Genomic DNA, 20,850 nt, shown 5'->3' on the forward strand with positions numbered 1-20,850 from the left:
GGAGTGCCGTCATTCCCGTTCCGCTCGCGTGATGCCTCCTCGGCCCGATCGCCCTCGCCCACCAATTCTCCTCAGGCTTGTCCCGTTATTTCTCCGCCTACCGCTCCTGTTCGACCAGTTCTCCCTTTTCACCAGGGCCGTCAGGTGCGTCGTTCAGCCGGAGCCGTTCATGCATCAGGCGAGCCCGCTCCCATTCCGGGTTGATCCGGGGAATCGCCGCCAAGAGCGTCTTCGTGTAATCGTCCTGAGGGTGGTCGAACACCGCGTCCCGCGGGCCTTGCTCGACGATCTTTCCGCTGCTCATCACAGCCACGCGATGTGTGATCTGGCGGACGACGGCCAGGTCGTGCGCGATGAACAGGTAGCTGATGCCGCGCTCCCGCTGCAGGTCCTTGAGCAGGTCGATCACCTGCGCCTGCACGGTGACGTCGAGGGCCGAGACGGCCTCGTCACAGATGACGAGCTTCGGGTTCACGACGAGGGCCCGCGCGATGCCGATGCGCTGCGCCTGGCCGCCGGAGAACTGCGCCGGGTAACGACGCGAGTGGTCGGGGTTCAGCCCCACACGCGACATCAGGTCCTTGACGATCCGGGGATACTCCTTCGCGTCCCCGATTCCCTGATAGCGCAGCGGGGCCGAGATGATCTGTTCGACGGTATGTCTGGGGTTGAGCGACGAGAACGGGTCCTGGAAGACGACCTGAACATCACTGCGGAACGCTCGGAGCTGTTTCTTGTCGGGCCGTGTCACGTCGACGCCCTCGAACTCCAGCGTTCCCGACGTCGGTTCGAGCAACTTCGCGATGATCCGCGCTGTGGTCGACTTGCCCGAGCCGGATTCGCCCACGATCGATGTGGTCTCGCCGGGATGGATCTCGAAGCTCACGTCGTCGACGGCACGGAACGTCGACTTGCCGGTCACTGCACCGTCGCCCTTGATCGAGAACACCTTGACGAGCGACCGGGCGCGCAACAGCGGTGCGTCCGAACTGCGGTCGATCGTCTCCGGGGTCATGCTGCTCACTGCGCCCCTCTACCGGCCGGCTCGGAGAAGTCGACGGCGTCCTCGATGCGTGGCACCGCGGCGAGCAGCTCCCGGGTGTACTCGTTCTCCGGCCGGGAGAAGATCTGCTCGGTTGGTCCCGTCTCCATGGTCCTGCCGTTGCGCAGCACGTGGACGTCGTCGGCGATCTGGCTGACGACGGCCAGATCGTGCGTGATGAACAGCATCGCTGCGCCGGTGGCGCTCTGGAGCATCGAGATGAGCTCCAGGATCTGTGCCTGCACGGTGACGTCGAGCGCCGTGGTCGGCTCGTCCGCGATGATCAGGTCGGGTTCGCAGCAGAGTGCCATGGCGATCATGACCCGCTGCCGCATACCGCCTGAGAACTGGTGCGGATAGTGGTCCACGCGGCGGTCCGGATCAGGGATCTTGACCCGGCGCATCGCATCGATGGCGACCGTGCGGGCGTTCTTTCGCCCGCCGCCGCGGTGCGCCAGGTACGCCTCCTCGATCTGGAGCCCCACGGTGTAGTACGGGTTCAGCGACGACAGGGGGTCCTGGAAGATCATGGCGATCTGGTCGCCACGGATCCGGCGCATCTGCTGCTCGCGGCGGCCGAGCAGCTCCTCCCCCTTGAACGTCACAGAACCGCTGGTACGCGCGCCCTTCGGCAGTAGGCCGATGATGGCGAGCGATGTCATGGACTTGCCGGAGCCGGACTCCCCCACGACGCCGAGCGTCTTGCCCCTGTCGATGCTGAAGGAGATCTCGTCGACCACGGTGGAGCGCCCGTGCCTGGTGTCGAATGCGACCGACAGGTCCGTCACCTCGAGAAGCGGCGTTCCGCCGGGCCGCTGCTCGTCCTCACTTCGGCCCACCTCATGCTGCGTCATCGCGTCACCGTTCTGAGTCTCGGGTCGAGGAAGCGGTAGAGCAGGTCGACCACGATGTTCGCGATCACCACGAAGAACGCTGCCAGCAGAGTGACACCCATGATGACCGGCTGGTCGTTCGAGGCAACCGCGTCGAACGCCAGCTTTCCGACGCCGTTCAGTCCGAACACGGTCTCGGTGATCAGCGCGCCCCCGAGCAACGTCGCGACGTCCATGCCGAACAGCGTCACCAGCGGGGTGAGAGAGGGACGCAGCGCGTGCCGGCGCAGGATCAGGCCGGGCGCGAGCCCCTTGGCGCGCGCCGTGCGCATGAAGTTCTCGCTCAGTGTGTCGAGCACGTTCGTGCGGGTGAGCCGCGCATACAATGCGACGTAGAGAAATGCGAGCACGATCCACGGCATCAGATACGACTGGAACCAGACGACGGGATCGTCGCCGAAAGCGACCGCGCTGGGGTAAGGAAGCCACTCGAGCTTCGCCACGAGGACATACTGCAGCACCAGCGCCAAGAAGTAGTTCGGCAGAGCCACACCGGCCAGCGCGATCACCATGGCCGTCCTGTCCCAACCCGTTCCGGACCTCAGCGCGCTGACCAATCCGAGCGTGATGCCGAAGAGCAGCCAGAGAACGGACGCGCCGACGGCGAGGGTGATCGACACCGGCAGCCGGCTGAGGATCATGGTCAGGACGTCCTGACCGTTCTGGAAGCTGTGGCCGATGCATGGCGCGGTACAGGCGATTGCCGACGGCCCGTCGCCGTAGCTCCTGCCGACGAAGATTCCCTGCAGGAACGTGACGAACTGGGTGAGGAAGGGCTGGTCGATGCCGAGCTGGTGCCGGATGGCGTCGATCCGGTCCGGTGTGCACGTCTGCCCGCAGATGGCCACGGCAGGTTCCGGCGAGAGCGCGAAGAACACCAGGAACGTGAAGAAGGTGACCGCGAGCAAAGTCAGGACTGCCCAGAGGAGTCGCTTTGCCACATAGAGACCCATCAGAGCCGCCCGCCTTCGGCGATCAATTTCTGCGCCCGGTCACCGACGATCGTCGCCGAGAGGACGGTCAGGAAGAGGAAGATTCCCGGAATCAGGAAGTAGCTCGGCACCGCGGTGAACCAGGGCACCGACGCCGAGATCATCTGACCCCAGGATGCCGTCGGCGGTGTGATGCCGACGCCGAGGAACGACAGCCCGGCCTCGACACCGATGAAGTTCGGCACCGCAAGCGTGGCGATGACGATGATCGAACCAGAGAGATTGGGCAGGATCTCGCGGAAGATGATGGCTGCCCGGCTCGCCCCCGACGCCTGAGCAGCCTCGACGAATTCGCGGCGCGCCAGGGACATCGTCTGGCTGCGGATGATGCGGGCCATGTGCACCCAGCCGAAAATGCTCAGAACGCCGATGAGCATGAGCGGCCGGTTGATGTGCGGAAGCGCCGACAGCAGGGCGATCATGAAGATCAGGGTAGGAAAGGCCATCAGGAAGTCCATGACCCGTGAGATGACCTGATCCACGACGCCACCGAAGAATCCGGCGAGCATCCCGAGCACGACTCCGAGGGTCGCCGTCAACACCGTGGCCGAGATCGCGATGAGCATCGAGACCTGTGCCCCGTACACGATCCGGGCGAAGATATCGCGGCCGTTCTGCGGCTCGACCCCGAACCAGTGCCGGGACCCGATCCCGCCGAAGGATCCCAGTGGAACACCGCCGGTCGCGGAGTCCACTGCGCTCGGGTCGAACGTGTACGGGCCCCAGCCGCTGATCTTGGTGATGAGCGGCGCGAAGATCGCCATCAGCAGGACCAGCGCCAGGAAACCGGTGCTCAAGATCACGGGGACGGTGAACAGCTGTCTGGACAGTCGCCCGACGGAGAGCGGTGCGGCGTTCAGCAGCGCCTGCTCACTCTCGGCGTCGGATACCGTCGCCGGCGTCAGTATGGCCATGGTCTACTTCGTCGGGTCCTTCAACCCGACCGAGGTGTAGTCGATGTACCCGGTGCGGCCGGGGTGAGCGAAGGCGTTCCCGACGTTGGAGCCGGCCATCTGGAGATTGGTCGCCCAGTCCAGCGGCACCACGGGGGCCTTCTCCATGATTTCCCTGTTCAGCTCGGCATACTCAGCGTTCTGCTGATCCAGATCCGTGATCACCGAGATCTCGTCCAGCCGCCTGTTGATCTCGGGATCGTTGATCTGGGAGATGTTCTGGTTGCCGGTCGCGGTGATCTGCCGGCCGTGGAAGAGCGGCTGGAGCAGCGGAATGCCGGACAGCCACGGGGAGCACCATCCGGTGATCGCCATCTCGTGCTGCTTCGCCGGGGTCGCGATGACCTCGTAGTAGGTGGAGGCATCGATGACGTTGAGAGTCAGCTTGATACCGACCCGCTCCAACGACTGCTGCATGGCCTCCGCCTGGGCTTTCCAGACCGGAATCGACCGGACGTCGATCGTGGCCTCGAAGCCGTTGGGGTATCCGGCTTCGGTGAGCAACTCCTTGGCCTTGGCCACGTCGCCCTGGTCGCCCTCGCTCGGGTAGAGGTTGAACGGCACTCGGCCCGGCACCTCAGGAGTGAGCATGTCGTGCGTGATGGTGGCCATCTGCTCGCCGCCGGTGGCGGCCTGGTTGCTCTTGAGGTCGACGGCGTAGTTGATCGCCTGACGCACCCGGAGGTCACCCAGAGGCTGCTTCGTGGTGTTCATCGCCATGTACGTCGTGCAGTTCGGGACGTTCCGCACGGTCCGGGACTTGAACTGCGGCTGCTGGATGCGGGAGAGGCTCGCGGCGAGAAGCGGGTTGGTGCTGGACGCGATCGCGTTCTTGTCCTCGCCCTGATCCGAGATCATCCGCTGGTCGATCGTGCTGGGATCCAGGCCGAAGATGAACTTGTAGTTGTCCGGGTAGGCCGGGCGGACGTCATCCGTCTCCGGCTTCCAGTTCGGGTTCCGGGAGAGCGTGAGCTGCGATCCTCGGGTGTAGCTGTCGATCATGTAGGGGCCTGATGCGATCGGGTTCTGGTCGATCGAGGTCGGGCCCGTCACCTTGTCCGCCGGGAAGGGCGTGAAGACGGCCGTGGCCGCGATGTCGGGGAACCCGGCGAGCGGCTTGCTCAGATGGAACACGATCGTCTTGTCGTCCGGGACCTCGATGGACTTCAGGCCGGCCGGGTCCTTGTAAACGCCCTGGTACTGACCGGACGGGTCGAGGTAGGGCCGATGATAGTTCTGCCCGATCGCGACGGCTGAATCGAATGACCGCTCGATGGCGAACTTGAAATCTTGCGCCTTGATCGGCGTGCCGTCCTGGTAAAAGATGTTGTCCTTCAGCGTGAAGGTCCACACCGTTTTATCAGCGTTCGGCTGCCCTGTGTCGGTGGCGAGGTCGGGCACAACGGTCGTGCCCTTCCCGGGCTCGTTGGAGTACGTCGTGAGCTGACGGTAGATCAGCCGATAAAAATTGAGGACGTTACCGTCGTTGCCCATCTCCGGGTCCAGGTGGGAGAAATCCACGGCGCCGAGGATGTTGACCGTGCCGCCCTTCTGGGCGGGTCCGGTGTTGAGCGCGAACCCCTGAGCGTCGGTCTCGACATTCGCACCGGCCCCGCTCGCAGAGTTTCCGCCGCCCCCACAGCCGGCCAGGAGCAGGCTTCCCGCGGCAACGATGGCGGCGACCACCCTCAAGCGCCTTCGGTTCAACGTTCTGCCTCCACTGTTAAGGCTCCACAGCAACGCCAAGGCGCCGTTCTCACCAACAACTGCCTGGTCTTCGACGATCGGGTCCGCAATCATGTGGCCGCAGTCGCCGAAGGCCTCTTTTCCTCATAGCGACGGCTACGCCCTCACGGCGCTCAGCATCGGGGGCCGGGCTGTGATATGCGACGTGTGACATATTACCGAGACGGAAGGGCCTGTCAACGACCAAGATCCGCGCGACCGCAGCCGGCTCGGGGACCACCACAAACATGCGGGCCGAGCCCGCGTGTGACCTCCCGGTGGACGGAGAATTGCCATGCCGCCCGGACTCCTCACCCCTTGGCAACAGCCGCCGGAGGAGGCGCTGGACAGGGCGTGCAAGCAGATGCCCCGAGGAATCCCGCTGCGGAGCGTCGGACCAACGCTCGATCGGCTGAGCGCTGAGGACGGCGGGTGCTTGGCAGCCGGCGCCATATCCCCAAGTCGTCGAGGTGATGGCGGAGGGATAGCGGGAGCGTGGGATCGCCGGGATCCGGGACGTCGACGTGCTGAGCCTGCGCACCCTCGAGCGCGCCTGCATCGCGCGGCCCCGGTTCCCCGATGCGCTATGGCCAGACTGACGCGGCCACGGCCGGGATGATCAGGATCAAGGCGTCGCGATCACCGGAGCGTCACCGCCGCCAACTCCCGGACATCCACGAGATCCGCGAGCCTCCACAGAGCCCGGCTCCACTCCGCCGCCTCGCGCTTCCCGACGACGGGCACCGCCAGGTCCTCGAACTTCTCGGCCAGTTCGGCGTCCGTCAGCGGATCGTCCGGGTCACCTTTGCGGGTGTTGCGGATGTGGTGGGTCTCGGTCCCGTCCTTGTCGATGATCGTCACGCGTGCCGCCCGCTGCCCTGGGAAGGCAGCGTCGTACTCGGGATCGACCGCGAGCCTCGTGCGCCCGACAAGGTCCCGCAGGACCGGATCGCTCAGTCGCTCCTCCGTGAAGGCTTGGAGCCGAACCGATCCGAGCACGAACGCTGCCGCCACGCAGTAGGCCGTGCTGAACTTCGCCTCGAAAGGCGTCTTCGGGTCAGGGTTGCCGGCGACCTTGATCGCGGCGCCGTAGGTCGCCACGCGGATCTCGCGCACCTCGGGCACCCGGACCCTGCTCCGCAGCTCCAGTGCGGCGTCCACCGCGGCGAACGTGTGTCCGCAGCAGGAGTGGTTCTTCACGGTCGCCTGGGTGATTGCCCACGGTCTTCCCAGCTTCTCGGTGGCGCTGTCCCAGTCGGGGTTGCGGGCCATCGCCGCGCCGAAACCGGCCTCGCCGTCGAGGACGTCCAACGCTCCCGTGAACCCGTGGGCTGCGGTCATGGCCGCCAGCAGGCCGGCCTCGGCCGCATGGCCGGCGTGCAAGGGTTTGCTCATGGCTTCGGACCGGAACGCCTGCTGCAGACCGGCCGCCATCGTCGTGGCGGTGGCCAGCGCGTGAGCGAACCACTCGGCGTCCAGGCCGAGGATCTCCGCCCCTGCCGCCGCCGCTCCGATCGTCCCGACGGTCCCGGTCGTGTGCCAGTAGGTGTAGTGGGCCGGCTGGATCGCGGCCGCGATGCGGTCACCGATCTCGTAGCCGACAGCGACGGCCCGCAGGAAGTCCTCCCCACTCGCGCCACTGTGCTCTGCGGCTGCCAGCGCGGCCGCGACGGTCGGCGAGCCGGGGTGATAGACACCGTCCCGGAAGATGTCGTCGAGCTCAGCGGTGTGCGATGCGGTTGCGTTGATGAGCGCGGCGGTGCGCGCGCTCGCCCTCGGACCGCCCGGCACCAGATGGCACGGACCACTCTCCTTCTCGTCGAGGAGAGCCGATCGAAGGATCGACGCGGGCTGCATGTCCGAGCCGGCGATCGTGGCGGAGAACCAGTCGACGACCGCCCGGGTTGCGGCGTGCCGGACAGCGGCGTCGAGCCCGGCGCTGCGCTGCCCGACCGCGAACTCCGCGAAACGACGTAGCACCATCTCCGCCTCCGATCAGAACTGCGACTCGTACTGCGTGGGGTTGATCCGCGCCTCGACGATCAGAGGCCGGGTCAGCTCGGCGACTCCGCTCAACGCCTTCTCCAGCTCCGCACGGGACTCGGCGCGGACACCGTCGCAGTCCATGGCCTCGGCGAGCATGACGAGGTCGATGTCGTCGATCCGGGTTGCCGTGCTCGGATAACCCTGGGCCATCTGCTTGAGCTCGATCCGGTTGAGGCTGCCGTCGACCAGGACGACGAACGCCACCGGCAACCCTGCGGCCGCGGCCAGTCGTACCTCGGTGGCCGTCATCGCGAACCCGCCGTCACCGACCAGCGCGACCACCGGTCGTGACGGGTCCGCGACCTTGGCGGCGATGGCGGCCGGAACCCCGAAACCCATCGACGAGAGCCCGTTCGTCATCAGCAGCGACCGGGGTTCGTAGGTCTGCCAGCCCTGCCCGACGAGCAGCTTGTGCGACCCCACGTCCGTGGTCGCCACCGTCGTCCGGGGAGCCGCCGCCCGCACGACGTCGATGACGTCGGTCGGGTTGAGCGCTCCCAGGACCCTTCCCTCGTAGTAGGCCGCTCGCAGGTTCTCGCGGTGCCGTTGCACGTCGCCCTCGCTCCAGCGAGCCTCGCCGGACCAGTCGTCGGTCAGCCAGTCGAGGATGGCGGGGATGTCGCCGACGCACTCGCACTGGCTCGCGTAGATCTGGTCGGTGTTGGGCGTCATGTCGATGTGCAGAACAGGCGCAGCCGCCGTCCAGGGCTTGATCAGCTCCACGGCGTCGAAGCCGACGGTGACGATGAGGTCGGCGTCACCGAGAAAATCCCAGAGCACCTGGTTGCACGCCATGTCCAGCACCCCGGCGAAGAGCGGGTGCTCCTCGGGGAACACCCCCTTGGCCATGGGCGCGACAACCACTGGGGTCGAGACGGTCTCGGCGAACCGCACGAGTGCGTCCGTGGCACGGCCGCGCACCGCGGCAATACCCGCGAGCACGACCGGCCGCCGCGCACCGGCGAGCAGAGCCAGTGGGTCGGCGCCGTCGGGCCCGCGGTGGACTCGCACCGCGCTCACCGACGATGAGGTCGGTGGCATGACGAAGTGCGCGTCTCTGGCCTGCTGCCGGCTCACGTCACCGCCGATGGTGAGGTGGACCGGACCGGGTCGCTCCGCCGTGGCGAGCCGGAACGCCTTGCGCATCGTGGTCGCAACCGCGGTCGACTCGATCCGGCCGGCCCACTTCGTGACAGAGCTGTACAGCAGCTTGTGATCGACCACCTGGTGGGTGAAGTACTGCTCGCGTGCGCTCTCGATCTGCCCGGAGATGGCCAGCATCGGCACTCGATCGAGATGGGCCGCGGCGACCCCGTTGACGAGAGCGGTGGATCCCGGGCCGAGGGTGGACAGGCACACGCCAGGCCTGCCGGTGGCCTGAGCGAAACCCTCCGCCATGAACGCCGCAGTGGCCTCGCGCCGAGCGAGGACGACGTCGACACCACGCGCCCGGCACTTCTCCATCAACTCGATGATCGGGTCGCCGGGATAGGCGAAGATACTTGCGATGCCAGCCGCCACCAGCGCCTCAGCCATCACCTCGGCAGTGCTCGCTCCATCGCTCATGGCGTCCTCCTCATGATCGCCGTGCGTGCTGAACGGGCCGCCTGACCCGCTCGGGCTCAGCGGGAGCGCGTCGACCGGACACGGATGGCCCTGTAGCTGCCGCGGCGACGGCCCCGGACATCGGCGGCGCCCCTCCCCCACCCCCGTGCAGGCAGGCACTGATCGCCGCACTCCACGATGAGAATCGAGAGGACATGCCTGGGAACCTAGATCAACCAGCTCCCGCGGGCCAGAGCTCGTCATTCCCAGTAGGCGAAGGCCATTCCCGTCCCCGTGCCGGCCGGGGTCCGGTAGCCGGCGACGTAGTCAACCAACGTGAAATTTCTACCCTCCAAGGCGCCGGCCGCCGCAATCCAATTCAGTAGCTCCGAATTTCCCGACCTGAGATGTTTGCGCCCCAAGGCGCCGAGCGCCTCGGAGTCACTCCGCTCCAGAGCGGACAGGAACCGGTGATCGAGCTCTTCGTCGACCACGAAGTGGCTCAACCCGCCGGAAGCGATGACCGCCACCCGCGCGTCGCTGGTCCACGACGCCACGGCGTTCCGCACCACCCGTCCGAGTTGGTAGCAACGCCGCGCCGAAGGGACATTCGGAGGGAAGTAGGTGTTGATGAAGATCGGCGTGATCGGCGTCTCCGGTGCTAGGCCGAGCCGGTACCGCGGGAAAGTGAAGGCGTGTCCCAGTGTCCGTCCGGCGGGCTGCTCGATAAAACTCAATGGATCGAAATCCGCGACAACAAGCGACTCTATGACGAGGCGGCCCAGCTCGGAGCAGACCTTATGACGTTCAGGCCGATCGGAGTGGGCGGCCCAGGAAGCCGCACGAAGGCCCGCCGGCATTCGCTCGAGCCGTTCCGCGTCGGGCGGTATGTCGGTCAACTCTGTTCCGAGAAAACAGGCGAAGGTCGGCGTGCCGTCACGCTGGAACATCTCCTGCTGGTCATCACCGATGACGACGGCGACGTCCACTTGAGCCTCCGAGAGCCGACGAGAAAGCTCCTGCAGGGACTCCTGGCAGCGCTGATCCTTGGCCGCCCAGACCGCTGGGTCGAGCTCGTTCTCTATTCGCGGATCAGCACCTTTCAAAATCTCGTCATAGGCATGGTATTCGGCATCCCGACCCAGCAATGAATATCCCCGATCCCGCCTCCCGTGGTCTTCCCAAAATTCAACCCCAGAGCTGAGCTGGGGCGTGTGCGAACTAGCCACACCCAGCACGATCTCTGCCATGTCCGCCGCCTCCCTTCAACTGTCGCCAAGCCGGACCTCCACCGTGCATCAACGCGAAGGTCCGGGCCGGGCAGGTCCGCTCGGGCCCCGGAACCGGTCGGGTACGGACTCATCCAGAGCCGGCACCCGATCGATTCCGCGGCCTCCTCGATGAAGACGTCCTTTTTCGCCTGATCACACCGGGCGGCGAGCCGGTCAAGCCCCGTGGTCAGCCGGCGAGAATCCGACCGATCCTTGGCAACATCGATCCGGCTACGTGTCAGCGCCCAGGGCACCAGTCGACGTACGAGTGACGTCAGGTACTGATCCGCGCTGTCCCCTCTCGGGTACCGAGGTTGCCCGCAACCAGGTCCTGCCAAGGGGTTTCCGCGTCGATGGTCGCCGAGGCGGCGGTGACACGCGCGAAGTCGTATCCGACCCCCAGGCCGAGCGGCGGCTTCCCCTCGTCCACGAGCCGGATCGAGTCGGCCAGCACGCGCCGCAGCCTGATGATCGCGAGGTCGGCCGGGACCAGATGCTCCTTCGCGCGATCGTAGAGCGGGCCGGACGACATCTGTACCGCACCGTCCTGAACCCGGTTACCCCCGCGGAATCCGGCAAAGCTCTGTCCGTTCGCCATGGCCTCGCGGTCCTGAGGAGGAATGCGCATGCGCCGATTGCCCGGCTCCGGCCCCCAGATGCTCCGATCGATACCTGTGCGGTTCGCCGCTGCGGAGCCTCCCCTGCCCTTCGGCACCATGAAGATGCCGAACGAGGAGCAGGTGTGATCGTCCCTCGGAACGACGATCACCGCGCCGTTGCTCCCTCCGACGAAGGCGGTGTAGGGCATGACGAAGGCGGTGATCCTGACGTACTTGCTCCCCGAGCCGTCAGCGGCCTCCCGCACAGCGGCGTAGTGGAACCCGAACGGCGTGTCCTCGACTTCGATCACCGGTGCGTTGTCATGACTCGGCCACGGGTTGTCACCTCGCGGGGGCGTCGGCATGTCGTGGTCCCACGGGTCGCCGGCGAACTCGAACGAGCCGACATTGCGCGGCCCCGCTCCCATCACGGCCAACGTGTCGAGGTGGAGCACGCCGACGTGCGAGGAGTCGATCGACCCCTCCAACACCTGCATCCAGTTGCAATCCATGATCATCTCGCTGACCGCGACCTCGTCAGCCGGCGCCCCGTCCCAGCGGAAGATCGGGAAAGGTGGCGCAGTGTCCGGAGGGCCGAGATAGACCCAGCCGAGCCCACCGCTTTCCTTGACCGGGTAGCTCCCGTGCTTCACCCGCTCTGTGAAGCGGGAACCGGTCAGGTTGGGCGTCTCCAGGATCGTCCCGTCCACGGCATATTTCCAGCCGTGGTAAAGGCACCGAATGCCGCAGTCCTCGACGCGACCGAGCACGAGCGATGCGCCCCTGTGGGGGCACAGCTCGTCCAGGAAACCGATTCTCCCCTGGGTATCCCGGAACGCGACGAAATTCTCTCCGAGTATCGTCACCTTGATCGGAGCGCAGTCCGGTCCGGGCAGGTCGGCGAGTTGGAAGGCCGGCACCCAGTACCTACGGAGCAGGGTACCCATCGGCGTGCCCGGCCCCACGCGGCATAGTGCCTCGTTCTCTTCCGGCGTCAGCATGCGTCCTCCCCGGTTGCGTTGCCTGCACTGGTGATTGACATAGTTGCCCTCAGCTTCTGATTACGACCGGTTCGTAGATCTGCACGGCTTTATCGGGAATCAGTTCCAAACCGAGAAGCATCAGCGGATAGCCGCGGCCGACTTCGCCGGGCCTCGCTAGTGCCACAGCGTCGTAAACCGCCGGATTCACGTGCAACTCGGTGACGTCGTTCTTCTCTTCCCACGCTCTCCAGATCTCGGTACAAGCCCGCTCGACGACCAGTGACATCCACAAGGACGGCAGGGTCGATCTCTTCTCGACGACACCGTCTCGCCCATTCGCCGAGATCATGCCTTCCTGATCCACCATGAGACCTTTCTGGGACACCGTTCCAGTCGTCCCGGACTTCGTCGGATCACTCATTGATTTTCTCTGTCCCGGCGGGCCGACGTCGCCGAATGGGTAGTGACAGCCCACATAGTGGTCCTCACCTGGTTCGCGCAGCGCGGGTTCTTCGTCCGCACAGAGCTGCTGGACGCGCGGGCACCGGGTCCGAAATCGACATCCCACCGGACACTGCGTGTACGACCGCGCGCCTCGCGCCGCCGTGGGTGCGCACCGAGAACTGTTGCACCAGGTCACGCACGGCCAGCAGCGGCTCGCGAGCACCCCGTTCCCGTTCGGGATCGGCCGTGCTCTCCACGGTCGGCTCCTCGCGTTTCAGATCCGCGCGTGTAAAGCGCCGGGGCACGGCGATGTTCATCGGGTTTCTCCGGACCCATGCGGGCGGAAGCAGGCCCACCAGTGCTCTGAGTCGTGTTCAGTCAAAGGCGGGGCGCTGTCCCAGCAGATGTCTGCCACCCGCGGGCAGCGGGGGGCGAACGAACAGCCGCTCCCCAGCGATGAGGGGTCTGGTGGCCGGCCCGGCACGACCGGCAGCTGGAGATGGGCAGGCCGGTCGAGGCGCGGGATCGCCTCCAGCAGCGCCTTCGTGTACGGCATCCGCACGTGTTCGAACAATCGGCGAGTTGGTGCGCGCTCGACGGCCCGCCCGGCGTACATCACGATCACGTCGTCGGAATAGGACGCGGCCAGCCCCAGGTCGTGGCTGATGAAGATCAGAGCCATATCCAGGGCACGCTGGAGATCCAGGAGCAGCTCCATGATCTGGGCCTGGGTCGTCACGTCCAGGGCCGTCGTGGCCTCGTCGGCGATCAGCAATTTGGGGTGACACGCCAAGGCGATCGCGATCATCACCCGCTGCCGCATTCCCCCTGACAGCTGGTGCGGGTACTCGTGGAAGCGCCGGCTGGGTGACGGTATCCGTACCAGTTCGAGCAGCTCGATCGCCCGCTGTCGTGCCAGAGCAGAGGAGAGCGGCAGATGCTCCCGGATCGCCTCCATGATCTGTTTCCCCACCTGCATGGTGGGGTTGAGCGACCGTGCCGGATCCTGGAACACCATCGCGATGTCGGCGCCCCGATACCGGCGGATCTCATGCTCCGGCAAGCCCAGTAACTGTTCACCCGCGAACAGGACGGTGCCGGTGACCGACGCGAAGCTCGGCAACAGGCCCAGGATCGCGCGGCAGCTCACCGTCTTCCCCGAGCCCGACTCCCCGATGATCGCCAGGGTCCGGCCCGGTGACACCGAGAAATCGAGACCGTTCACCACGCGCGCAACGCGGCCGTGGCGGCGGAACCGCACCTGAAGGTCCCGCACCTCCAGCAACGTGCCCTCCGTCGCACGACGGTCATCCGGCGCTGCGGTCGAGAGCGGAGGGATGAGCACACTCATCGCACATTCCAGCGGGCTCGCATCGCGTCTCCGAGAAGGTTGAAAGCGAGAGTGGAAACGAACAGGAACATGCTCGGAAACAGGACGAGCAACGGTTCGGTCGAGATACTCTGCTGCCCCTGGTAGATCATGTTCCCCCAGCTGGGGTTGGGCAGGGGCACGCCGAGCTGGAGGAAGCTCAACGCGCCTTCGACAACGATGATGATCCCCATTCCGAGCAGGGCGAAGGTGATCAGCTGCGGAAGGATGTTGGGGGTGATGTGGCGGAAGAGGACGCGGCCGGTTCCCGTGCCGCTCAACCTGGCCGCCGTCACGAACGTCTGCTCGCGCAGGCGAAGCGTGGCTGCCCGTGCGGTGCGGGCGAACGCCGGCACGCTGAAGAACGAGAGCGCGAAGATCGTGTGGCTGACGCTCGGCCCCAGACTCTGGGCGATCGCGAGGGTGAGCACCAGTGACGGAAACGCGATCAGGACGTCGAGCACGCGCATGATCACCGCGTCGGTGACACCGCCGCGATAGGCGGCGAAGGCCCCGAGCAGTCCGCCGAGTACAAGGCCGATCACGTTCACGGCCACGGCGATGGCGAGCGAGACGCGACCGCCGTACAGGAGACGGGAGAACACGTCGTTGCCCACCGGGTCGGTGCCGAGGAGATGCCCGGGCGCCAGCGGTGGTAAGTCCGAGTCGATGATGCTGCCGCCGATCGGATCCGGAACCGGAAGGACGGCCGGCACCAGGAAGCACGCGCCGAAGACGACGATCAGCAATGCGAGCGGAACTGCGAGCTCCAGCCGACGCGCCCACCCTCTGCGGGTTCGTCTTCCCGTGGCACCAGTGCTGCCCGGTTGCGGGCCGCCCGATGGGAGGAGGGCGTCAGGCGATGCGCTGACCATAGCGAATCCTCGGGTCCAGGATGGCGTACAGGATGTCGGTGAGGAGGTTCACGAGAACCGTCGCGGTGGCCATGAAGAGCACGATCGCCTGCACGACGATGACGTCGCGGTTGTTGATGGACTGGATCAGTTCCTGACCGATGCCGGGGAGGGCGAAGATCTGTTCGCTGATCACCGTGCCCCCGAGCAGGTTCCCCAGATTGAGCCCGACGATCGTGAGTAGGCCGAACAGGGAGTTGCGCAGGGCGTGGCGGGTCAGTACCTGGAAGGGGCTGATCCCCTTGGCGCGTGCCGTGACGACGTAGTCCTCCTGCATCTGGTCGAGGATGTCGCCGCGTAGCAGCCGGGTGTAGAAGCAGAACAGCGGGAAGCCGATCGCGACCGCGGGAAGCGTGAGCGACCAGATGTTCTCCAGGATGTTCTCCTCCAGCGGCACGTAGCCGATCGCCGGAAAGAGCGGGATATACACCGCGAACACGATGACGAGCAGGAGCGCGAGCACGTAGTTCGCGATGGACAGGCCCGCCATGCTGACCGCCATGCTCACCCGGTCCACGAGCCCCCCAGGCCGGCGAGTCGCCAGCAACGCCACCGGCATGGTCAGGATCAGAGAGATGCCGAGCGCGTAGACCGCTAGCTCGAGGGTCACAGGCAGGCGCTCGGCGAAGATCTCGGTCACGGGCTGCCCGCTCGCCAACGACCGCCCGAGGTCGCCGGTGAGCACGCCACTGAGCCAGTCCCAGTAGCGCGTCACGAGCGGCCTGTCGAGGCCGAGCTCGACCGTGAGCTGCCGGACCTGCTCAGGCGTCGCCTCCGCTCCCAGGAGCTGCTGGGCGGCGTTGCCCGGCAGGACGTTCAGCACCACGAAGGTCAGGGCGGTGACGCCCCACAGCACCGGAATCGCGGTGGCGAGCCTGCGCAGGGCGAGCCGGAGGCTCGGCGACTGCACGACGGCCATCGCGCGCCCGGCTATCTGGCCGGGATGCCGGTCGGCGTCGTGAACGGGCTGGGGACCCGTCTGAGTGGTGGTGTCGACGGCGGTCCCGGAAGCCGGCTCCGGGGTGCGGATGGTCATGAGTTCTCGATCCAGACCTCGTCCCAGACCGGGAGGAGCGACACGCTCGCCATCGGGATCTTGGTCGACACCCCGGGTCCGTGGACGTCCTTGCGGGCCACCGCGGCCGGCGCGACGGCGATCATGAACGGTGCGTACGCCTCGTCGCTGATGTACTTGGCGATGTCCCCGTAGAGGCGGCCTCGCTCGGTCTGGTCGAGAGTCGCTGCCGCCTGGTCGATCATGGTGTCGAGGTTCGGGTCCTGGACCCCGCTGTACGGCGCGCTGGAGAGGAACCGGAACGGCACTCCGGAGCTCACCCCGGGATCGAAGGCTCCGTTGCTCTGCAGAGCCGCCTGCCATTTCTTGCCTTCGAGCTCCTGGATGGTTCTGGGCAGCTCGTAGGAATGGATGGTGGTTTCGATCCCTGCCTGTTGCCACTGGCTCTGCAGGACCTGCACGGTCTCGGTGGCCACCTTGTCCGTGCCGCCGAAGAGGTCGACCTTCAACCCCCCGAGCTGCGCGACGAGCTGCTTCGCCTTGTCCAGGTCGAAGGTGCGGTAGCCGGGGACCTCGGGCTGGTAGAAGAGGCCTCCTGGCCCGGTGAACGACTGCGTCGCCGGGTACAGGCCGTCGAGCAGGTGAGTGCGGATCGCCTCGGTGTCGGTGGCGTAGTAGATCGCCTCACGCGCGAGCTTGTTGTCGAACGGTGGGACCGCCGTGTTGAGCTGGATCAGCCACGGCGACGTGCCGTCCTGCTGGTTGACCGTCAGGTTCGCGTTCTGGCTCGCCTGCTGGACGATGGAGGGGGTGGTGAGCGTGCTCGCCTGCGCCTGTCCGGCCTGGATCGCCTGATAGGTCGGCTGGTCGCCGACGATCGCCTTGAACACGAGTCCGTCGAGGTAGGGCTGGCCTTGCTTCCAGTAGCCCTCGTAGCGCTTGAGCACGATCTCGGAGCTGACGACGTTGCGCACGACCTCGAACGGACCGGCACCCACCGGCTTCAGGCTGAACTCCTGCTGTCCCATCTTCTGCACCGCGGTGGGGGAAGCGATGCGGTTGACGCTCGTGCTGACGAAGACGTTCATGAGGGCGGCATACGGGCGGCTGAAGTTCAGGACGACCGTGTGATCGTCCGGCGTCGTGATGCCCTCCTCGGCGAGCGGTGGCCACGACGCCGAGGGGCTGCAGACGCACGCCGTCTTGAGGTCCCGGTCGATGTTCCATGCGACGGCCTCGGCGTTGAGCGGGGTGCCGTCCTGGAACATCACGCCCGGCCGCAAGGAGATCGTGAGGCTCTTCCCGTCGTCGGAGACCTGGTACCCGGATGCGAGATCAGGTTCGATCTTCCCGCCGTCGGCCAGCTTGAACAATCCGCCGAAAATGGCGGTCAAAAAGAGTGATGGCGCTGCTCCGGCGGAAGCCGGATCGAGCCCTCGAGGCCAGGTGGATGTCACTCCGTTGGCCAGGTAGGTGAGAGTGCCACCGTGTTGCGGAGGACCGGCAGAAGCGTCATCGCTGCTCGTCGTCGCGCGTGGGGAGCATGCCGTCGCAAGAATCGACACGACGGCGATGCCCAGCACGATCCATTTCCGTGGACGCGCCATGAATCTCGCTCCAGCTCTGACGATTCCGGCCCGCGGAAGGGTCACGCGCGACGAGGAAGAGTGCTTGACCTTTGCGGTTGCCACCGGCGGTTGTTCGGTGGCGTTCGACGATGGGGCTTCAGTGCGGCTACTGACCTGGTCACCCACGGCAACAACCCTCCCCCGTCGTGTCGGCGTGGCCTGCGCTCACCCCAAGGCCTCTGACGGCTCACGACGAGGTGCGCTGCACTGCGCGACGACGGGATTGTTAGCAATCTTGTCACGAGAATCGTTGATAACGCCCGCCCTGTCAACGCCCAGTTTCAATCGAAAATGATCTTCGCAATGCTAACTAGTCAGGACATTACGACGGCCGTACATGATGTCCAGCGGTGGTGTCATGCCTCGGCTGCCGGCACGGGCGGGCCCCCTCGACCTGCGATGTCGTGTCGACCGCGACAAGAACGAGGACGGCACACCCATGGCCGCGCAGCCCTTGACGGACTCGAAGTGAAGGTGCGACATTGAGATCGTTCCGTCAGGACAACATTGGCGACATTCTTGTAGACAACCGCGCCATACGTCGGCGCCGGCCCCTGGATCGTCAGCATCCGCGCATTGAGGCCGCGTTCCTTCCGCGACCTTGTACGGCGGCGGTCCTCGACGCAGATCGTCACACTCGGTGACGGCTGTGCCGGGCATGTGGGTAGACCAGAAGGGGGACGACTTGCGAAGACGCGACCGACCATCCGTTGCCGGCCAGACCGGTGCCCCCAACGCGACAAATGTCGCGCCCACGCACGCAACATTCGTATTTGCGACGTCGCGTCGCGGTGCGCAGAATGTGCGCCACTCAGCAGACGACCGACCGTGCGGATTCCGCGCACTACCACCAAGCCAACTCGGTGACGGTCCAGCCAACATTCAGGCAGGCCGCCGAACCCACACGGGAGACCGGCGTGCCCAGAATCCCCGCGTCCGGATTCCCCGGCGAGATACTGCACGCCTGGAGGGGAGGAACACCCTTTACAGCCGGCAGCCGGCTGGAATTCGCAGTCGATTCGTGGGTGCCGTGGCCGTCGACCGTCCGCACGCAGGATCTCGGGTCGTGCCGCGCGCTCATCGCGAACGGAACAGCCGTCACGACGGGGTGATGGGCCTGGCGAGAGGGAGGAAGACATGAAGGTCTGGATCGATCAGGACAGATGCACCGGCGCTGGCCTGTGTGAGCTGCTCGAACCGATCGTTTTCACCATCGGCGAGGACGGGTTGGCCGTGGTGCACGACGGGGACTCCGCCCTCCCGGCCGGTCCCGCGGGCACGGTGACCGTGCCGCGCGAAAACGAGCGCCAGGTGTTGGAGGCCAGCCAGGCATGTCCCGGGCGTTGCATTCGCATCGATTCCGAGTGAGCGGACGGGCGTAGCCCCCGGCGAGATGTGCCGCACGTCGCCGCGGCAATGGCGACAAGCCGGAGCTTCACATGAGAAGCCCCGGCGCCACACCTCACAGGAGAAGAAGCGTGCCGAGATCTTTCCAGGACGCCCAGCTCGTTAACGGCACAGAGCCGAATGCACCGGCGCCGGAGCGTCCGACCATCCTGGAAATGATCCGCGAAGCGATCATGCGAGGTGAGTTCGTACCGGACCAGCGCCTGGTGGAGGCCGATCTTTCGGAGCGCTTCTCGGCCAGCCGCAGCGCGGTGCGCTTCGCACTGCTCCAGCTGACCAGCGAAGGACTGGTGGAACGCATTCCGCATCGCGGGGCCCGGGTGCGGGCAGTGTCGTTGGACGAGGCCATCGAGATCACCGAGGTCCGGATGGTCGTGGAAGGCTTGTGTGCGGCCAAGGCGGCAGAACGGGTGACTGACGCCGAGGCGATGGACCTGCGCAGGATCGGCATTCGCATGGCGGACGCGGTGACGGTCGGCGACGTACTCGGCTACTCGGAGGCCAACCGCCTGCTACACCAGCGGATTCGCGAGCTCAGTGGCCAGGCCACCGCCGCGCGCGTGCTGGAGCACTTGCGTGCCCAGAGTGTCCGCCACCAGTTCAGGCTGGCTATGCAGCCAGAGCGGCCCGGGGTCTCACTCCCCGAACATCAAGCGATCATCGACGCTATCTGCAGCCGCGATCCCATAGCAGCGGAAGCTGCGACACGGCTCCATCTCACGAGTGTGATTGACGCACTCAGGACGACTTCGATTACGACGATTGAGACTGACATGGATAATCATCCGACACCATCGGAACGGGCTCGTGAGATTGTCAAAGGCGCCTACGACGTGCACATTCATGTTGCACCGGACGTGATGCGCCGCCGCATCGACGACCTCACGCTCGCGCCGAGATTCGCGGAGGTCGGGCTGGCCGGGTTCGTGCTGAAGTCGCACTACCTTCCGACCGGGGAGCGTGCTGCCGTGGTGCGCGCCGCGGTACCCGGGTTCAGTGCGGTCGGCGCCATCACCTTGAACGGCTCCGTAGGGGGAATGAACCCCATCGCCGTGGAGCTTGCAGCCCGCAGCGGCGCCCAGGTCGTCTGGATGCCCACAGTCGACAGCGCCAATCAGCGCGAGTGCACCGAGCGCGATCCCGAGGGGGCGCGGCCGCCGATGTGGGCACTGCTACAGGAAGAGCTGCGGGACGAGGGCATGGCGGCCGATCCCGTCGAGGTAGTCGGTTCCGACGGGCGGGTGCTCGAGGCCACCCGGCAGGTGTTGCGAGTCATCGCCAAGCACGACATGACCCTGGCAACCGGCCATCTCAGCGCGGCGGAGATCGACACCGTTGTGGACGCCGCCCTCGTCGTGGGGGTGCGTCGCATCGTCGTCACACATCCCGAGTTCACCTCACAACGGGTGGCGATAGACATGCAGCGGCGGCTTGCGGCGAAGGGCGCGTTACTGGAGCGCTGCTTCACCACTCCGTACACCAGAAAGGTCTCGTGGGAGCTGTGGCTGGAGACCATCCGGGCGGTGGGCCCAGAGCACTCGGTGCTTTCGAGCGACCTCGGACAGCCGTTCAACCCTCCCGTCGAGGACGGGCTTGCCCTGCTGGCCGACCGGCTGCTCGCCGCGGGGTTCACGGAGGACGAGATACGGCTCATGGCGGTGCACAACAGCCGCTGGCTGGCCGGCGTCGACGACCAGCGGGTAGGCCTCGACCTCACCGCCGCAGGGAGAAGCTCATGAGAGCAGCGGCGAGCGTCAGCGACACACTTCCAGGGCGGGATCCGCAACGAGGCGGTGTCCCGGTGGTGGCGCCGACGTTGCGGTCGGACGCGTGGTGTTTCTATGTCGATCATCCCGACAGCAACGGGGCGATCGTCGCGCCCACCGGACAGGAGAGCGCCAGATGATCATCGACTGCCACGGACACTTCACCACCGTCCCCACCGACCACACCGAGTTCCGCAGTGCGCAGCTGGCCCGGCTGGCCGACCCCTCGCTGCCCGAACCGGCGTTGTCGGACCCCAG

Annotated in this window: 16 protein-coding genes; 2 read left to right on the plus strand and 14 right to left on the minus strand. The window is 66.2% G+C overall.

The features are described from left to right. Positions 1-97: 97 nt before the first annotated feature. From MMF94_RS41105 to MMF94_RS41175, 14 genes are all read right to left on the minus strand, one after another. Positions 98-1,015: an ABC transporter ATP-binding protein gene (locus MMF94_RS41105; RefSeq protein WP_241042924.1), complete on the minus strand. Its 918-nt coding sequence runs from the start codon at positions 1,013-1,015 to the stop codon at positions 98-100. A gap of 5 nt (positions 1,016-1,020) precedes the next feature. Beyond that, entirely contained in the window at positions 1,021-1,896 is an 876-nt protein-coding gene (locus MMF94_RS41110) for an ABC transporter ATP-binding protein (protein WP_241042925.1), read from the minus strand. After that, entirely contained in the window at positions 1,893-2,876 is a 984-nt protein-coding gene (locus MMF94_RS41115) for an ABC transporter permease (RefSeq protein ID WP_241042926.1), read from the minus strand. Before MMF94_RS41115 ends, MMF94_RS41110 begins: the two co-directional genes overlap by 4 nt. An 11-nt stretch (positions 2,877-2,887) precedes the next feature. Next, the gene (locus tag MMF94_RS41120) at positions 2,888-3,841 is read right to left on the minus strand and encodes an ABC transporter permease (RefSeq protein ID WP_241042927.1); all 954 of its coding nucleotides are present in this window, start codon (positions 3,839-3,841) and stop codon (positions 2,888-2,890) included. Positions 3,842-3,844: 3 nt separating this feature from the next. Continuing rightward, the gene (locus MMF94_RS41125) at positions 3,845-5,566 is read right to left on the minus strand and encodes an ABC transporter substrate-binding protein (RefSeq protein ID WP_241042928.1); all 1,722 of its coding nucleotides are present in this window, start codon (positions 5,564-5,566) and stop codon (positions 3,845-3,847) included. A 678-nt stretch (positions 5,567-6,244) separates the two neighbouring features. Beyond that, positions 6,245-7,588 carry an MmgE/PrpD family protein gene (locus MMF94_RS41130; protein ID WP_241042929.1) on the minus strand — a complete coding sequence of 448 codons (1,344 nt, stop codon included), beginning with the start codon at positions 7,586-7,588 and terminating at the stop codon, positions 6,245-6,247. A gap of 12 nt (positions 7,589-7,600) precedes the next feature. Further along, on the minus strand, positions 7,601-9,217 hold the full coding sequence (locus MMF94_RS41135; protein ID WP_241042930.1) for a thiamine pyrophosphate-binding protein: 1,617 nt from the start codon (positions 9,215-9,217) through the stop codon (positions 7,601-7,603). 239 nt (positions 9,218-9,456) lie between these two features. Continuing rightward, entirely contained in the window at positions 9,457-10,446 is a 990-nt protein-coding gene (locus MMF94_RS41140; protein WP_241042931.1) for a DODA-type extradiol aromatic ring-opening family dioxygenase, read from the minus strand. Positions 10,447-10,741: 295 nt separating this feature from the next. Next, positions 10,742-12,067, minus strand: a complete 1,326-nt coding sequence (locus MMF94_RS41145) for a Rieske 2Fe-2S domain-containing protein (protein WP_241042932.1) — start codon at positions 12,065-12,067, stop codon at positions 10,742-10,744. Between the two features lie 49 nt (positions 12,068-12,116). Continuing rightward, positions 12,117-12,524 (minus strand): hypothetical protein, encoded by a 408-nt coding sequence (locus MMF94_RS41150; RefSeq protein ID WP_241042940.1) that lies wholly within the window; start codon positions 12,522-12,524, stop codon positions 12,117-12,119. 282 nt (positions 12,525-12,806) lie between these two features. Next, the gene (locus tag MMF94_RS41160; RefSeq protein ID WP_241042939.1) at positions 12,807-13,769 is read right to left on the minus strand and encodes an ABC transporter ATP-binding protein; all 963 of its coding nucleotides are present in this window, start codon (positions 13,767-13,769) and stop codon (positions 12,807-12,809) included. A gap of 71 nt (positions 13,770-13,840) precedes the next feature. After that, entirely contained in the window at positions 13,841-14,737 is an 897-nt protein-coding gene (locus MMF94_RS41165; RefSeq protein ID WP_241042933.1) for an ABC transporter permease, read from the minus strand. After that, positions 14,718-15,812 (minus strand): ABC transporter permease, encoded by a 1,095-nt coding sequence (locus MMF94_RS41170; protein WP_241042934.1) that lies wholly within the window; start codon positions 15,810-15,812, stop codon positions 14,718-14,720. The genes MMF94_RS41165 and MMF94_RS41170 overlap by 20 nt, the downstream gene beginning before the upstream one ends. Next, positions 15,809-17,185, minus strand: coding sequence for an ABC transporter substrate-binding protein (locus MMF94_RS41175; RefSeq protein ID WP_241042935.1), 1,377 nt, complete (start codon positions 17,183-17,185; stop codon positions 15,809-15,811). Before MMF94_RS41175 ends, MMF94_RS41170 begins: the two co-directional genes overlap by 4 nt. A gap of 1,371 nt (positions 17,186-18,556) precedes the next feature. Here MMF94_RS41175 and MMF94_RS41180 point away from each other — a divergent pair. Further along, on the plus strand, positions 18,557-18,787 hold the full coding sequence (locus MMF94_RS41180) for a ferredoxin (protein WP_241042936.1): 231 nt from the start codon (positions 18,557-18,559) through the stop codon (positions 18,785-18,787). A gap of 110 nt (positions 18,788-18,897) precedes the next feature. After that, the gene (locus MMF94_RS41185; RefSeq protein WP_241042937.1) at positions 18,898-20,565 is read left to right on the plus strand and encodes a DUF6282 family protein; all 1,668 of its coding nucleotides are present in this window, start codon (positions 18,898-18,900) and stop codon (positions 20,563-20,565) included. Positions 20,566-20,850: the final 285 nt, after the last annotated feature.

This window comes from Pseudonocardia alaniniphila, assembly GCF_022524485.1.
Classification (GTDB): Bacteria; Actinomycetota; Actinomycetes; order Mycobacteriales; family Pseudonocardiaceae; genus Pseudonocardia; species Pseudonocardia alaniniphila.

Excerpts from the sequence above, each read along its gene's own strand:
- MMF94_RS41105 (WP_241042924.1), bottom strand. The coding sequence starts at position 1,015 with ATGACCCCGGAGACGATCGACCGCAGTTCGGACGCACCGCTGTTGCGC.
- MMF94_RS41110 (WP_241042925.1), bottom strand. The coding sequence starts at position 1,896 with ATGACGCAGCATGAGGTGGGCCGAAGTGAGGACGAGCAGCGGCCCGGC.
- MMF94_RS41120 (WP_241042927.1), bottom strand. The coding sequence starts at position 3,841 with ATGGCCATACTGACGCCGGCGACGGTATCCGACGCCGAGAGTGAGCAG.
- MMF94_RS41130 (WP_241042929.1), bottom strand. The coding sequence starts at position 7,588 with ATGGTGCTACGTCGTTTCGCGGAGTTCGCGGTCGGGCAGCGCAGCGCC.
- MMF94_RS41135 (WP_241042930.1), bottom strand. The coding sequence starts at position 9,217 with ATGAGCGATGGAGCGAGCACTGCCGAGGTGATGGCTGAGGCGCTGGTG.
- MMF94_RS41140 (WP_241042931.1), bottom strand. The coding sequence starts at position 10,446 with ATGGCAGAGATCGTGCTGGGTGTGGCTAGTTCGCACACGCCCCAGCTC.
- MMF94_RS41145 (WP_241042932.1), bottom strand. The coding sequence starts at position 12,067 with ATGCTGACGCCGGAAGAGAACGAGGCACTATGCCGCGTGGGGCCGGGC.
- MMF94_RS41165 (WP_241042933.1), bottom strand. The coding sequence starts at position 14,737 with ATGGTCAGCGCATCGCCTGACGCCCTCCTCCCATCGGGCGGCCCGCAA.
- MMF94_RS41170 (WP_241042934.1), bottom strand. The coding sequence starts at position 15,812 with ATGACCATCCGCACCCCGGAGCCGGCTTCCGGGACCGCCGTCGACACC.
- MMF94_RS41180 (WP_241042936.1), top strand. The coding sequence starts at position 18,557 with ATGAAGGTCTGGATCGATCAGGACAGATGCACCGGCGCTGGCCTGTGT.